This is a genomic window from Coleofasciculus sp. LEGE 07092 (assembly GCF_015207375.1).
Classification (GTDB): domain Bacteria; phylum Cyanobacteriota; class Cyanobacteriia; order Cyanobacteriales; family Coleofasciculaceae; genus LEGE-07092.
The window spans coordinates 1-13,364 of the sequence record NZ_JADEWY010000158.1; the positions used below are offsets into that span (position 1 = coordinate 1).

The 13,364-nt window shown below is 45.9% G+C and carries 17 protein-coding genes and 2 pseudogenes; 9 read left to right on the forward strand and 10 right to left on the reverse strand.

What is annotated here, in order from left to right; translation table 11 throughout:
* Window positions 1-235 precede the first annotated feature (235 nt).
* Both IQ257_RS25950 and IQ257_RS25955 read left to right on the forward strand, forming a co-directional pair.
* The gene (locus IQ257_RS25950) at window positions 236-1,042 is read left to right on the forward strand and encodes a pentapeptide repeat-containing protein (protein WP_193882616.1); all 807 of its coding nucleotides are present in this window, start codon (window positions 236-238) and stop codon (window positions 1,040-1,042) included.
* 73 nt (window positions 1,043-1,115) lie between these two features.
* Window positions 1,116-1,580, forward strand: coding sequence for a regulatory protein RecX (locus IQ257_RS25955; RefSeq protein WP_193882618.1), 465 nt, complete (start codon window positions 1,116-1,118; stop codon window positions 1,578-1,580).
* Between the two features lie 62 nt (window positions 1,581-1,642).
* Here the strand turns inward: IQ257_RS25955 and IQ257_RS25960 are convergent, their stop codons facing one another.
* The 5 genes from IQ257_RS25960 to IQ257_RS25980 all read right to left on the reverse strand — a co-directional run bounded on the left by IQ257_RS25960 (window position 1,643) and on the right by IQ257_RS25980 (window position 5,145).
* Window positions 1,643-1,957 carry a hypothetical protein gene (locus tag IQ257_RS25960; protein ID WP_193882620.1) on the reverse strand — a complete coding sequence of 105 codons (315 nt, stop codon included), beginning with the start codon at window positions 1,955-1,957 and terminating at the stop codon, window positions 1,643-1,645.
* A 64-nt stretch (window positions 1,958-2,021) separates the two neighbouring features.
* Entirely contained in the window at window positions 2,022-3,998 is a 1,977-nt protein-coding gene (uvrC, locus tag IQ257_RS25965; RefSeq protein ID WP_193933327.1) for an excinuclease ABC subunit UvrC, read from the reverse strand.
* A gap of 225 nt (window positions 3,999-4,223) precedes the next feature.
* Entirely contained in the window at window positions 4,224-4,643 is a 420-nt protein-coding gene (locus IQ257_RS25970; RefSeq protein WP_193880659.1) for a type II toxin-antitoxin system VapC family toxin, read from the reverse strand.
* Window positions 4,624-4,896 (reverse strand): hypothetical protein, encoded by a 273-nt coding sequence (locus IQ257_RS25975; protein WP_193880662.1) that lies wholly within the window; start codon window positions 4,894-4,896, stop codon window positions 4,624-4,626. Before IQ257_RS25975 ends, IQ257_RS25970 begins: the two co-directional genes overlap by 20 nt.
* Before the next feature lie 33 nt (window positions 4,897-4,929).
* Entirely contained in the window at window positions 4,930-5,145 is a 216-nt protein-coding gene (locus IQ257_RS25980) for a hypothetical protein (protein ID WP_193880665.1), read from the reverse strand.
* Between IQ257_RS25980 and IQ257_RS25985 the strand changes: the two genes are divergently transcribed.
* On the forward strand, window positions 5,144-5,308 hold the full coding sequence (locus IQ257_RS25985) for a hypothetical protein (protein WP_193880668.1): 165 nt from the start codon (window positions 5,144-5,146) through the stop codon (window positions 5,306-5,308). The two genes, IQ257_RS25980 and IQ257_RS25985, sit on opposite strands and share 2 nt — an antisense overlap.
* 67 nt (window positions 5,309-5,375) lie before the next feature.
* On the opposite strand, the gene IQ257_RS25990 is transcribed toward IQ257_RS25985, so the two are convergent.
* Window positions 5,376-6,815, reverse strand: a complete 1,440-nt coding sequence (locus IQ257_RS25990) for a serine/threonine-protein kinase (protein WP_228061039.1) — start codon at window positions 6,813-6,815, stop codon at window positions 5,376-5,378.
* A 79-nt stretch (window positions 6,816-6,894) separates the two neighbouring features.
* On the opposite strand from IQ257_RS25990, the gene IQ257_RS25995 reads away from it, so the two are divergent.
* Both IQ257_RS25995 and IQ257_RS26000 read left to right on the forward strand, forming a co-directional pair.
* On the forward strand, window positions 6,895-7,098 hold the full coding sequence (locus tag IQ257_RS25995) for a hypothetical protein (protein ID WP_193880671.1): 204 nt from the start codon (window positions 6,895-6,897) through the stop codon (window positions 7,096-7,098).
* Window positions 7,099-7,103: 5 nt separating this feature from the next.
* A complete protein-coding gene (locus tag IQ257_RS26000; RefSeq protein ID WP_193880674.1) occupies window positions 7,104-7,520 on the forward strand; it encodes a hypothetical protein in 417 nt (138 codons plus the stop codon).
* A gap of 15 nt (window positions 7,521-7,535) precedes the next feature.
* On the opposite strand, the gene IQ257_RS26005 is transcribed toward IQ257_RS26000, so the two are convergent.
* Window positions 7,536-8,537, reverse strand: a complete 1,002-nt coding sequence (locus IQ257_RS26005) for a serine/threonine protein kinase (RefSeq protein ID WP_193880677.1) — start codon at window positions 8,535-8,537, stop codon at window positions 7,536-7,538.
* Window positions 8,538-9,115: 578 nt separating this feature from the next.
* On the opposite strand from IQ257_RS26005, the gene IQ257_RS26010 reads away from it, so the two are divergent.
* Window positions 9,116-9,946, forward strand: coding sequence for a protease complex subunit PrcB family protein (locus tag IQ257_RS26010; protein WP_193880680.1), 831 nt, complete (start codon window positions 9,116-9,118; stop codon window positions 9,944-9,946).
* Between the two features lie 336 nt (window positions 9,947-10,282).
* On the opposite strand, the gene IQ257_RS26015 is transcribed toward IQ257_RS26010, so the two are convergent.
* Together IQ257_RS26015 and IQ257_RS26020 are read right to left on the reverse strand one after the other, a co-directional pair.
* Window positions 10,283-10,480 carry a hypothetical protein gene (locus IQ257_RS26015; RefSeq protein WP_193880683.1) on the reverse strand — a complete coding sequence of 66 codons (198 nt, stop codon included), beginning with the start codon at window positions 10,478-10,480 and terminating at the stop codon, window positions 10,283-10,285.
* Complete coding sequence (locus tag IQ257_RS26020; protein WP_228061040.1) at window positions 10,428-10,580, reverse strand: hypothetical protein; 153 nt, start codon at window positions 10,578-10,580, stop codon at window positions 10,428-10,430. Before IQ257_RS26020 ends, IQ257_RS26015 begins: the two co-directional genes overlap by 53 nt.
* A gap of 184 nt (window positions 10,581-10,764) precedes the next feature.
* Here IQ257_RS26020 and IQ257_RS31710 point away from each other — a divergent pair.
* Window positions 10,765-10,864, forward strand: a pseudogene (locus tag IQ257_RS31710) (Uma2 family endonuclease); the annotation flags it as partial.
* A gap of 80 nt (window positions 10,865-10,944) precedes the next feature.
* Here IQ257_RS31710 and IQ257_RS26030 read toward each other — a convergent pair.
* Window positions 10,945-11,076, reverse strand: a pseudogene (locus IQ257_RS26030) (element excision factor XisI family protein); the annotation flags it as partial.
* On the opposite strand from IQ257_RS26030, the gene IQ257_RS26035 reads away from it, so the two are divergent.
* Both IQ257_RS26035 and IQ257_RS26040 read left to right on the forward strand, forming a co-directional pair.
* The gene (locus IQ257_RS26035; protein ID WP_193880687.1) at window positions 11,076-12,260 is read left to right on the forward strand and encodes a sensor histidine kinase; all 1,185 of its coding nucleotides are present in this window, start codon (window positions 11,076-11,078) and stop codon (window positions 12,258-12,260) included. The pseudogene IQ257_RS26030 and the gene IQ257_RS26035 overlap by 1 nt on opposite strands.
* Window positions 12,261-12,345: 85 nt before the next feature.
* On the forward strand, window positions 12,346-13,364 hold a 1,019-nt coding region (locus IQ257_RS26040; RefSeq protein WP_193933329.1), incomplete at its 3' end, for an ATP-binding protein.

Consider the following 13,364-nt stretch of genomic DNA (forward strand, 5'->3'; position numbering starts at 1 on the left):
GGGGAGTGGGGAGTGGGGAATAGGGATTAGGGAGTCTGGATGCCGACCCATCAAAGGATAAGATACAATAAGTGGCGAAAATTCGACCGAATTTTCGCCTGACGGACTATTTTTCTAATCAAAAACTGACAATATAGTGTGCGCCTAACCCACCCGAATTCACATTAATCTTTACTTTATAAAAAACTATCGGTAAACAGTTACAGTTAGTGACTGAAAAGGGATGTCGTGAAAGATGATTGAGCAACTGTCAGAAAAGTCACGATTGTGGAAGGCGTTGAAGTTTAGCCTAGACTGGCTCTGGCGCTTGGGTTGGGTATTGATTTTGGGAGTTGCGATCGCTTTAAGGGTTCAAACTATTGAACTGCACCAAAGACAACCTGCCTATTTTTGCAGAATCTTAGCCATAGCAGATTTAAACGTGTTTGATGTGACGCTGGCAGATCCTCAATTTGATAACTTTAAGCTGCGAGATATGGATTTGTATCAAGCTGACTTAAGCAATGCTCAACTTTCGCAGTTTGACTTGAGTGGTACTCATTTGTATCAAGCTGACTTGAGTGGTGCAGATCTATCATATGTTAATTTTCAGAGTGCGGATTTGGCTGAAGTTAACCTACAAGGTGCTAACCTACTGGGTGCTAACTTACTCGGTGCTAACTTACTCGGTGCTAACTTGCGGGATACCCAGAACTTAGAGAAAGCTAACTGGAAGGGCGCAGTTTACAATGAGAAAACGCAGTTTCCGCCTGGTTTTAACCCCCAACACGCCTACTTGATTGTACCGGGCGCAGATTTGGCGAGAATTAACCTTAGTGGTGCAGCATTGATTGATGTCAATTTTGAAAATGCCAACCTCGAAGGTGCTAACTTACAGAATGCAAATCTGAGGGAGGCGAACTTGAAAAATGCTAACCTATTTGAAGCGAATCTGAAACAGGTTAAAAATCTGACTCCCAGGCAGGTTAAAGCTGCTAAAAATTGGGGAAAAGCCAAGTATGATGAAAATTTTTACCAACAATTAGGCGTGTTTGCAAATTGAGATTTAGTAATGAATTATCTGATTCAGAATCCCACTCGTTTTTAAAGGGAATACAAAAATAGTAAAAACGAAAATGACTTGTATCGATTATTTTTACAAACTTTTAGCTCGTCGAGAATACAGTGCTTTTGAACTGACTAGAAAAGCGCGAGAAAAAGGATTTGACTCCAAGGAAATTGCTGAAACTATTCAGGAACTTCAGTATAAAGATTATCAGTCTGATACGCGCTTTGTCGAGAGTATGATTACCTCGTATCACGGTAAGTATGGAAAATCATTTATTAAGCGCAAATGCTGGGAAAAGGGCATTGCTGCCGATCTGTTTGAGGAACTTTGGGAGTTACAGAATGAAGGGGAAGAAACTGGAGAACTGGGCAGTTTAAAAGCTAAGGTGATACGAAAGTACAAAATTAATGACTTTTATGTTATCGACCCTAAGACTAAAGCAAAGTTATGGAATTACCTACAGTACCGAGGGTTTAAGGCTAGTGAGGTTTTAGAAAAGTGGCAGAGAGAACAAGAAGAAGCTATGGAGTAAAAATTACAAGCTGGTTTTTCGGATAACTCATATCTTGCACCTGGCGGTTGCTATAACTGAATTTAATACCGTTCACTGATCACACCTCCTGCTTTTTCCCCTCCCAATCGTTTAACCACAAACAGACAAAGACCGTAAAGCGTGAGACTTTCGCCTAGTAGTTCTGAAAACTCTTCAATCGCGACCCTCAATGTTTCTACTAGCACTATTTTGAAATGGCTGGGGTACAAAGTGTGGGTTAATATAAATTGTAATAAGTGATCTTTCAGAGCCTCTACACCAAAACCTCCAAGAAAAAATATTCCCATCCCCAGTGCCACAAATTTTATAGCTTTCCGGTGGAAATGCCAGATGGCGATAAAGTCTCGGTGAAACAAAACTAAGGTACTTATACCAATAGCAGCAACTTACTATACTTTTGAACTGCTCTTGGATTCACTCTCATGGATGGAAATAATTATAGATTTCTTGCGCTAAACGGGAACCAATTCCCGGTACTGACGCAAGCTGTTTTACGGTTGCTTCTCGAATATAATCAACCGAATGAAAATGTGCCAATAGCTGTTTTTGCCGCTGAAATCCCAGTCCGGGAATTTCATCTAAACGGGAACGACGCAGCTTGTCAGTCCGTTGTTGCCGATGGAAGCTGACGGCAAAGCGGTGTGCTTCATCTCGCAGACGGCGCAGTAATTGTACGCCTGGTTGTTCTGAATCGGTTGGTAGGGGGGAAGATTCACCGGGGAGAAAGATTTCCTCTCGTTGTTTGGCTAAACTGACAACTCGCACATCTTCCAGTAAGTTCATGTCTTGCAGGACAGCAACTACTGCTGATAGTTGTCCTTTGCCGCCGTCAATCATGATTAGATCGGGGAAATCCTGGTTGGTAGGGGATTTGGTAGCGGATGTGGCGGATGTAGCAGATAGGTTATCAGTTAAACTATTATCTCCCCCGCCCCCCAGCTCCCCAGCTCCCGTTCGACTGACGCTCACGGCAAGCCCGCTCCCCAGCTCATACTTACGAAAGCGGCGACGAATCACTTCAGCGAGACTGGCAAAGTCGTCGGAGTGACCGATAGTAACGGTGGGATTTTTAATCTTGTAGTGGCGATAGTGCTGCTTGGCGGGTGTGCCGTCAATAAATACCACCTGAGAAGCTACCGCATTGGCACCCTGGATGTGGGAAATATCATACCCTTCAATTCGGTGCGGTAAATCTGGGAGGTCGAGAATGTTGGCTAAATCCTCCATCGCTTGGGTATTGCGGTCTGCCAGTTTTTGGGTGCGTTCCAGTTCATATCTGGCGTTGCGTTCCACCATTTCTATGAGTTCGGCTTTGGTTTGTCGTTGGGGAACTAGAATGGTAACTTTGCGACCCTTGCGATCGCTTAACCAATCTGCCAGCATTTCAGTATCGGGTAACTCGTGCTGCACTAGTATTTCTGTGGGAATTTCTACAGGGTCGGCGGTTTGGTAGTGTTCTTCGAGTACCCGTTGTAGAATTGCTCCAGGTGTACCGGATTGAGCATCGGCGAAAAATCCCAAGCGTCCCACCAAGCGACCTGCACGAGTTTGGAACAGTTGGATGCAAGCGTGTTGGTTATCTGCGGCTAGAGCGATCGCATCCCGCGACACGGTATCATCGGGCAAGGATACTTTTTGGTCGGCGGTTAGGGACTTTAACCCCTGAATTTGGTCGCGAGTTCGTGCTGCTGTCTCAAAGTTCAACGCCTCTGCCGCTTGTTTCATAGTGGTGGTGAGGGTATCGATGAGTTCCCCTGTCCGTCCCTGGAAGACCATGGCGATTTTTTGCAGGGTTTTGCGGTAGTCTTCTGGGGAAATAAGTTGTTGACAGACACCGGGACAGCGACCTAAATCGTAATTGAGGCAGGGACGGTCTTTAAATAGGGGTCGGGGACGCTGGCGTTGGGGGAAAATCTGCTTGAGGAGGTGTAGGGTGTTCCGCAGTAGGCGGACATCGACGTAGGGACCGTAGTATTTATCTTTTTCCTTTGTCCGTTGCCGTTTGCGGGTAATGAAGATGCGGGGATAGTCTTCAGACCAAGTGATGCAGACGTAGGGATATTTTTTGTCATCTTTGAGCAGCACGTTAAAGTAAGGTTGGTGCTGCTTGACTAAATTGGCTTCTAATGCTAATGCTTCGGCTTCGGTGTCGGTGACGATGAATTCAATCTCTGTGACTTGGCGCACCATCATGGCGATGCGATCGCTTAATTTCTGGGAGTCACGGAAATAGGAACGAACACGCGATCGCAGTTTCTTGGATTTGCCTATATATAGGATGCGATCGCTGGAGTCGCGCATCAAGTAGATTCCGGGTTCGGCGGGAATCTCTTTTAGGCGGCTTTCGAGGCGTTCGGGTTCTTTGAGGAGGGGGAGAGTTTTGGGAGAGGTTACCACAGGCGATCGCAGTCTTGGTTCCTATTTCATGATGATATAGACCGATGAAAATGGGGACTGTCGGGGGGTTAGGATTTCCGAACTTATAGCGTGGAGTGGGTAGCAGGTTTTTGGATTTGAAACGCAGAGGTACGCGGAGGTTCACGCAGAGGGGCGCGGAGGTTTTGAGTGCGCTACTCAGGGGCGATCGCATGGTTTCAATTGCTATAGTTCAATTCTGATGAATTAACGTCGCCAGTCATCTAGATTCAAGCTATAACCCAGTAATTGAATGCGCTGATAGTGAGATAAATTGCCCGTTACCAAAGTCAACTTTTTTTGCATAGCTATAGCCGCAATCATGGTATCAGCAAGACCAATCGGTTGCCCTGTGCGTTCTAAGTCTGCGTATATTCGCCCTGCTAGTTCAGCACTGGGCAGATCTAGTCTTAACACTTCAGCATCAGTAATAACATTAAGAAACTGTTGAATGCGGTCTTCCCGTTGACGCTTATGCCAGCCTTTGATAATTTCTAAAACTGTAATAACGGAAATCGTGTAGTAACCGAAGGTCTCTCGATACGCCCTCGCTCTGGTGACAATACTGGGATTGATACCTTTTTGCACCTCGGAAAAAATATCTGTGTCAAGTAGTGCTTTGTTCACAGCGCTGATTGAGAGGATGTGCTGCCCGATCACGCATAATCTCTTCTAGTATCTCATCAACAACGTCGGGTTCGTCAGCAAACATTCCCATTATCCGGTCTTTTGTCGATTCTGTCCTTCGACTTCGCTCAGGAACAGCAAGCTTATTGATTGCTTCGGTAATTAGTTCTGATAGATTACAATGGCGCGACTCGGCTAACCATCGAGCCAGATCAAGTGTCTTTTTATCCAGTTGAAGTTCGAGGGTCTCCATCAGTTTTTTTTTTGAGATTAACCTATAGTTTCATCATGCCATAGAAAAAAGCTCCAGGGTTTTACCTGCACGGTATTCCGTCATTGCCTCGGCTGCAAGTTTAGCTAGGACATCGTGAGAATGAGCGAATGCATCATCCCATTGCATCTCATCTTCAAGTTCTTCGAGAATTGTTCTGGCGATCGCATCCTGCTGAGAAGCGGGCAACATTTTTAATCGTGCGATCGCTTGTTCTAGTAATTCCGTCATGGCTGCCGTCTTAATGGAATTGATACTATTATTTATCACTTGTACCGCAATTAAACCCGACTCGGAAGCGCATGAAGTTGCTCACAGGTTTGTCTTGGTAAATTGTTTTAATCCGCAGGCGGCTTCTGTGGCTTTGGGGCGGTGTCAGGTATCGGAAACGTAGAACCCGCAATGCTTCGTGGATTTTGCCTCTGTTGTAAATCGTTACAATCGGCTGAAACTTTTATATGTTACATTTTACAAGTCTCAACGCGAGAGAAGAGATGGTAAGTGCGCACCCCACGGTTTACTGATCTTCTTGCCAATTCAATCTCATAATCTTCTTCCAAATTGTTTCCACAAACTGGGATATCACGACGTAGCAAACGAATCCACTCATAAGACTCACTTGTTTCTCGGTAGGTGCTTCCGGGGAGATGTCCCTGGGGGGCATTTAGACTAAAGGTAAGCTCGTAATATGCTCTCCAACCAGTTCTTCCCTCTAGGTCTTCATCTCTCCTGCGAACATCTTCTTCATACCAACCTATGGTATCACCAAACTTTTTATAGATGCCATAATCATACACGCCTGGTTGCCCCCCTACACTTTGCCAGATTCGCTTTTGCACAGAAAAACCAAAGCGTCCATTACTGTATTTTACCCAGAGACGGTCAATCGTTCGTAGGTCAGTACAAGGAAATTGGTCTATATCTTCTCTTTCAATTGTCCACCAGTCTTTTTTGCCGATAACAGCCAGCATTTTATCTGTTGTTTCTTGATCGGCTTTTTCCCACTCTCCAGCAGATAATAAATCTCGCAGTCTGCGGTAATCGATGCCACATTCTGAACTCAAGTCACCAGCCGGATTCTGGGGAATCAATAACTGTAACCATTCCGACACCGATTGAGGGCGATTTTCCGGTTGCAGTTCCATCCCTGTGAGAATCCCTTGATTCACCCGATCACTCACTTTTGAATTCAGCGCCTGTGGCGGTTGTAACGAATCCCGCACCACTCGCATAAATGCTGGCGGTGGTACTTTTGTCGTCAGCAAACAATACAGCGTCGCCGCTAACCCATACACATCTGTATATTCTCCCCGATGTGCTTGCTCATCATACTGCTCAAGGGGAGCAAAACCCGGTGTGAGATGAACGCTATGAGTTTGGGTGAGATTGGGGAGAAATTCTCTAGCAATACCAAAATCAATGAGTACCGCTTCTGATACACCAGAACGCACCATGATATTTTGCGGTTTTAAATCCCGGTGCAATAATCCCTTATCATGAACCAGCGTCAGCGCCTCCCCAATCTGCTGGATATAGCCTAATGCTTCCGCTTCCGACAAAGGATGGCGATTTCTCACCCGTCGCCATAAGTCTTCCCCCTGGATATATTCCATGGCGATACAGGGTAGTGATTGTTCATGAAAAACATTTTCAATCTGGACAATATGGGGATGTCTACATACAGCTAATCGGGTAGCTTCCCTCTCAAAATCTCGCTGGTATTTATCGCGAAATTCGATAAAGTCTGGATTAGTCATCACCTCGTCTTTCAGGGTTTTGATTACCAAGGGTTTGCCGTTTCTATCTTTTGCCAGGTAGGTGATACCAAAGCCACCCCGACCGATTTCTCGTTCAATGACGTAGCGACGACCATGTAATTGCTGTCCCTTGACCCAGACCATTGGTGATTGTTTTGATAATCCTGCCTTGATTTTGGCACAATTGGTTAATTGAATCAGGGCGCATCAAGGAGACTGAATTATGACGACACCGAGAGACACCTATCTACAAGACCCCGATGAACAGATGGATGGCTTAGGGCGGATCAGCTCTGAACCCGTACAAGCTGACGACCGAGAAGAAGCTGAGGAAAAATGTGAGGACTTAGCTGACTCCTACGGAATGGTGCTTGAAGGTGTCAGCCAACGGGCAGATGACTGGTACGACTGCAATTTCCGAGGGTAGGGGAGATGAATCATAACGACTTTTCCGATCGCGCTAACCATATTGGGACGATTTGGAGTCGTCAGCATGGCTGGCATATGCCTCCATTCCCAGATGTCCCAGCTAAATATGTAGCATTGTGCGTTAACAACAAAATCTCTGGGATGACAGATCGGGGGATTGAGAAAAAGCTTATTGAGCTTGGCTTTAACCCCTCCTATCGCTACCTTGGTTCAAACAACCCACGGGACAAGAATGACCCCACATCTTTGTTATTTTTCTTGAGGAAATACAACCGAGATGACCAGGCGATGGATGAAGCCATCATGTCCCTGATTAACGGGGGAATTCCCCCACGGGCAATCGTAGTGATTACCCATAAGCTGTATTGTGCAATTCTGGGTATCGGCTGCGATCGCGCTGATAACAGAAGAGACGATTAAATGCGTAACAGTTTATCAGGTGCGATACCGTGTTTCTGGCTTAACTTGTTGTGACGTTGGCGTAGTTACGGGTGTAGGTTCTGGTGGTGGTGCTGAGGGTGGCTTGAGGGCTAAAAAAGCGGCAATCGTACCTAATAGAGTAGCAATTGTGCCAATAATAGTTAACCATATTGCCAAATCCCAGTTGCGCCAGGGTTGGGGAATTTGAGGCACAACGCCCAATAAATCTAACCAGTCCTGCATCGTTTGGGGGCGTTCTTCCGGTGCTAACGCCATCCCTCTGAGAATCGCCTGATTCGTGCGATCGCTAATTTGTGGGTTAATCTCTTGAGGTGGCTTTAACTTCGCCCTTGCCAAACTTCGATCCCTGACACTGGGCGGTTTTTCTCCGGTTAATAACCGATACAATGTCGCGGCTAAAGAATACACATCGGTATAAGCACCGCGTTCTGCATCAACATGGTATAACTCAAGGGGCGTAAACCCATCCGCTGTTGTTGGATTGATGGTAGTCAGGGGGTGATCAAACCCCACCGCTAAACCAAAATCAATTAAAACCGCTTCCCGTTTCCCCTGGCGGATCATAATATTGCCAGGTCTAACATCCCGATGCACTAAGTTATTCTCATGCACCACTATCAGCGCTGAACCAATCTGGCGGATGTAGTGTAAGGCGTCTTTTTCTGTCAGTCGGTTGGCATGGGTTAAATCTTGCCCCTCAATATACTCCATCACAATACAAACCAACTGACCCTCTTTAAAACAATCCTTCATTCGGACAATATGAGGGTGTTTACACTGTCCCAACTTCACCGCTTCTTGCCAAAACTTATCCTGAAGTCGATTAATTTCTGGTGCAGTAAGCTGATTGAGTAACGTATCACTCAGGGTTTTAATGACGCATCGATGAGAGGTGCGATCGTGTGCTAAATAGGTGATACCAAACCGTCCTGCCCCTAATTCCCCCTCAATCGTATACTTCCCACCTTGCAATTTTTGTCCAGCCGACCAAGCCATTGCTCACAATTCTGAGACGCTTGTCTTGATTTTGGCATAGCTTTAAGCCGAGTTGGACGTGCGGAACTCAAGAGCGATCGCACGGTATCAATTGCTCTCGACAGGCTTTGGTTTATCGAGCAGAAGGAACGATTACCCAGTATCCAGCGACGGCGACGTTGAGTGGGTAGGATGTGGTGCTGGGGTTCACGTTGGAGTTATACCAATTGGCTTTTCCAATGGCACATCTGGAACCCCCCCAGCCCCCCGATGTTTTGGGGGGAGCAAGAGAGAATATGTGCCAAATTCAAACCCATTTGGTATTAGGGAAGTTGTTGTAAGTAGTAACGGATTTCATAGCGGATGTAACGGATGAGTTATTGGTTAAACCTTCATTGGCAATAGGATTCGATCCTCCCTGTCGTCTCAATAAGGAGGATAGATATAGCAGATAGGTTATCTGTAAGAGACAAATCTGAATTAGAAACCGACAATCTATCCATTACATCTGTTATCAAATCCGCTGCCAAATTCATGTTTGGAACTTTTAATCAAAACGTGTCGTCAATACTGGAGTTCCAATTTAAACAGATTCAGCGATGAAAAAGATACTCCTACTTGCAGCTAGTGCTGTCATTTTTGGTGCCGAGATTGCCAATGCCTGTAGTTGTCTGGTCAGGGAACCCCAAGAGTATTTTGAATCGGCTAATGCTGTTTTTTCCGGTCGCGTTATTGATGTGATCGAGCCAGGTAGGAGGTCAGATCGCTCCAATCCTAATTCTACTAATCGAAGAGTCCGCATTGAAGTTTCCGAAGTTTGGAAAGGGAACAAAGCACGGCAAGTTATCCTAACAACATCAGATTCTAGTGCCAGTTGCGGGTTTAATTTTGTTGAAGGGGAAGACTACTTAGTTTATGCCTCTCGCTCAGAGGGTCGTTTGACCACAAATCTATGTAGTGGAACAAAATCCCTAGTTCAAGCGCAAGCTGATTTAGCGATGTTAAATCAACAAGAAATACCAACAAGTAATGTTCCCTTTGAAAATATTAAACAAGACTGGAATAGTGGACTTGAAGAACCGTTTGCAACAGTAGTTAAAGGAAATGAGGATTGGAAAAAATTGTGGATTGCTCTTCATTCAATTTACTTCCCACTGAATCTCCCAGCAACTGAGGTTAATTTTACCGAGAATATGGTGATTGGCGTTGGTCTAGGTAGCCGACCGACTAGCGGCTATAGTGTTGAAATTAAAGAAATAAACGTTGAAGAGGATAAGCTAGTCGTCAATTCGGTTGAACGTCAACCTGGAGCTAATTGTGTAACAGCACAGGCAACCAGTCAACCTTATCATGTGGTAGTAGTCAAACGGTCGGATTTACCCGTTCAATTTAACCGTACAACTGAGGTATTTGACTGCAATCTTCAATAGAATGGCACTGACTTAATCGTTTGTAGTAAGTACTTGAGGCACACTCAGTGCCATTCCCACTCTAGGGCTGCTGACACCGCTCTGCGATTAATAACTCTCCAGCCGCATCACTATAGCGGTTTTCGTTTGCGTGAGGTACATTTTTAGGGATGAAACCCTTACTGGGCAAGCATTGGTTGTACCTCATACATTTGAAAATGGCTATATCTACAGGTCTAGAGAAAAAGAACCCCTGTCCATACTGACACTGTAGAGCAATAATACGATTGGTTGATAGTACACTCGAAATTCCTGCCGTTTGATCGCTCGCCGCAAATCTGTTTCAAGCTGCAATCGCTATAAGGCATTGCTATCCATCGCCGTATCGAAGATTTCATAACGAGATTCGCCGTGCCTTCGGGCGCGATAGATTGCCAGGTTAGCGTTGCGCAATAAGTTTTCGGCTTGCACAATGCGATCGCGTCCCCCCTTGTAACCACTACTAATTGTATTCAGAGCAATCCCAATACTGACGATCGCTAATATCGAAGGCATAAATCCGAATGCAGTCGATTTCACAGACATAGTGCAAAACTTGTTCGTAATAAACCTCACCAATTTTCACCTCTCGCCGGAGAGAATTTTCCTGTTGCACAATTGTGCCAATTGAAGGTATCCCGCCTAAAAACGGATGCTCCGCCCCGCGCTCTTGCAGATCTGGCAGCGATTGCATTGCTTCGGGATTGAGATAGCAAACTTGACCTTAAATCGGGGGCTTTAGCGATCGCGCGACTGAAATTGCTATAGTTCACCTAGCACGGGTAAAGACTAATCAAGCAATGGTAAAATCACTGACGTTTATCACGGACGAAGAACTCATGCAGATGAGTTCACAAAATCCAGAGTTACGGTTTGAAAGAAATGCGGATGGGACGATTACTCAATATCCGGCGACGGCAATATTGAGTGGGGAGGATGTTGTGCCTGGGTTTACGTTGGTATTGGAGACGTTATTCTAATTAACTAACCGCAAAATCAGTAAACTGCCGCATATAGGGACTATGAAAGCCCAATACAATATCCTCCCGACTCACACCCAATTCCATCAATTCATCGGCTAAATGAGCCTCAGTATTATTAAGCTGTATCCATGGATTTTAGTCAAGCGCTCCTCGATAAAATTGACCAGGTTGTAGAAAATTGGGTTGAAACCGTTCGTCAAGACGGTGAAATTAAAAAAACCCAAGAGCTAACCTACAAAGGAATACTCGACGGTTTGCCAGTGGTTCTCCGTTCGATCGCCAATATACTGTCTAAATCTGAAGCAAAAGACCTGCAAACCTTGGTAGAAAGCAGTTTGGAGCATGGTATTATCAGGGCAAAACAAGGCTATGATCCAGAAGAAGTGGCGCGGGAGTACCGTCTACTGCGTCAGGTAATTTTTTCGACGTTAGAAGAAAACCTGCTCCAAGGTTCGCCAAAAGAGGTGCTTCGAGCAGTTCGGCTGATTGACACCTCACTCGATGAAGTAATTGCTCAGTGCTTCCAAAGCTACACAGAAGAGCGATTGCGGGAACTCGATCAGCTCAAAAATCATCTAGCCCTAACTAATCAAGAACTGACGCGCTTGGTTAATACCCATCAGGAGTATTTATCCTATCTCGCCCACGACCTCAAAAATCCCCTGACTTCGATTATTGGCTATTCCGACCTATTTTTACGCCAGCAACGCAAAAACCTGGAGGCAAAGGACGGCTCTCCCAATCTGGAATATATCGAGCGAGTGTTGCGAAATGGGCGACAGTTGCTGCGTTTAATCAATGATGCCCTAGAAGTATCGCGTTACGAGGCAGGGAAAATGAAACTGTGTCCAGAAATAACCGATGTGTGTTCTTTAATCAATAGTGTTGTAGAAATCCTAGAAGCTTCTGCCCATGCCAAAGAGCTACAGATAAATGTGGATTACAAGGCTACTCCTTTACAAGTACACACAGACCCCTTACGCTTAGAGCAGATTGTCACGAATCTACTCAGTAATGCCATTCGCTATACCGAGTCAGGCACTGTAAACGTAACCTTTCAGGTATTATCTGATAACCAGTTTGCGATCGCAGTTTCCGATACAGGAATTGGTATTGCCCCAGAAGACCAAGCTCACATCTTTGAACCCTACTTTCGTGCGGGTTCCCGCCCCAACCGCCTCCCCGACAGTACAGGACTAGGACTGGCAATTGTCTGGAGGCTGGTTCAACTGCTGCAAGGAGAAATTCAACTAAAATCACAAGTTGGAGTGGGTTCCACCTTTAGGGTAATATTGCCATTGAATTATGAATGAATTTTATACAGAAGAAGCTTTCTCTATCTCCCATCTCCCCGTCGTGTGATTTGTTGCAATTTTATTTCAAAATCCTATAACTCTTATGCCCGTACTTGAAAATACCCCTATCAGTGCATTTCCCCTAACCGCAGTAGTTGGTCAAGATGCCATTAAACTTGCCCTACTTCTAGCAGCAGTTGACCCTGGATTGGGAGGCGTTGCGATCGCCGGACGGCGGGGGACAGCTAAATCCGTGATGGCACGCGCCCTCCATATCCTACTCCCCCCGATTGAAGTGGTCAAAGGTTCAATTAGTAACTGCCATCCGCGATATCCTCAAGAGTGGGATGACCAGTTATTGGCGCAAGGGGCTGACCCATCAAACATTACCACAGAAATTATCCCCGCTCCCTTCGTGCAAATTCCTCTGGGAACTACTGAAGATCGGTTATTGGGTTCGGTGGATGTGGAAAAATCGGTGAAACAGGGAGAACCCGTCTTCCAACCGGGACTCTTAGCGCAAGCACATCGGGGTGTCTTATATGTAGATGAAATTAACCTCCTCGATGACCAAATTGCCAACCAGTTGCTAACCGTTCTCACGGAAGGGCGCAACCAAATTGAGCGGGAGGGGATTAGCTTTCAACATCCCTGCAAACCTCTATTAATTGCCACCTATAACCCGGAAGAAGGTCCTTTGCGGGAGCATTTGCTCGATCGCATTGCTATTACCCTATCAGCAGATGGTGTGCTGGCACTGGATCAACGGGTGGAAGCCGTTAATCAAGCGATCGCGTATGCAAGTTCTCCCCGGCAGTTTTTAGAGCAGTACAGCGAAGATTTGGATGCTCTGAAAACTGAGATTATCCTAGCGCGGGAGTGGCTTAAGGATGTGCGGGTAACTCATGAGCAAATAACCTATCTGGTTGAGGAAGCTATCCGAGGGGGTGTCCAAGGACATCGGGCGGAACTGTTTGCCCTGAGAGTTGCCAAAGCTGCAGCAGCGTTAGAGGGGCGTCAAACCGTTACGGCGGAGGATTTGCGGCGGGCGGTGGAATTGGTAATTGTACCTCGTTCTACGATTGTGCAAACGCCACCGGAGGAGCAACCACCCCCTCCACC

Coding starts and splice junctions, on each gene's coding strand:
- IQ257_RS25950 (WP_193882616.1), top strand. CDS start 236: ATGATTGAGCAACTGTCAGAAAAGTCACGATTGTGGAAGGCGTTGAAG.
- IQ257_RS25955 (WP_193882618.1), top strand. CDS start 1,116: ATGACTTGTATCGATTATTTTTACAAACTTTTAGCTCGTCGAGAATAC.
- IQ257_RS25975 (WP_193880662.1), bottom strand. CDS start 4,896: ATGGAGACCCTCGAACTTCAACTGGATAAAAAGACACTTGATCTGGCT.
- IQ257_RS25985 (WP_193880668.1), top strand. CDS start 5,144: ATGGCTGCCGTCTTAATGGAATTGATACTATTATTTATCACTTGTACC.
- IQ257_RS25980 (WP_193880665.1), bottom strand. CDS start 5,145: ATGACGGAATTACTAGAACAAGCGATCGCACGATTAAAAATGTTGCCC.
- IQ257_RS25990 (WP_228061039.1), bottom strand. CDS start 6,815: ATGGTCTGGGTCAAGGGACAGCAATTACATGGTCGTCGCTACGTCATT.
- IQ257_RS25995 (WP_193880671.1), top strand. CDS start 6,895: ATGACGACACCGAGAGACACCTATCTACAAGACCCCGATGAACAGATG.
- IQ257_RS26000 (WP_193880674.1), top strand. CDS start 7,104: ATGAATCATAACGACTTTTCCGATCGCGCTAACCATATTGGGACGATT.
- IQ257_RS26005 (WP_193880677.1), bottom strand. CDS start 8,537: ATGGCTTGGTCGGCTGGACAAAAATTGCAAGGTGGGAAGTATACGATT.
- IQ257_RS26010 (WP_193880680.1), top strand. CDS start 9,116: ATGAAAAAGATACTCCTACTTGCAGCTAGTGCTGTCATTTTTGGTGCC.
- IQ257_RS26015 (WP_193880683.1), bottom strand. CDS start 10,480: ATGCCTTCGATATTAGCGATCGTCAGTATTGGGATTGCTCTGAATACA.
- IQ257_RS26035 (WP_193880687.1), top strand. CDS start 11,076: ATGGATTTTAGTCAAGCGCTCCTCGATAAAATTGACCAGGTTGTAGAA.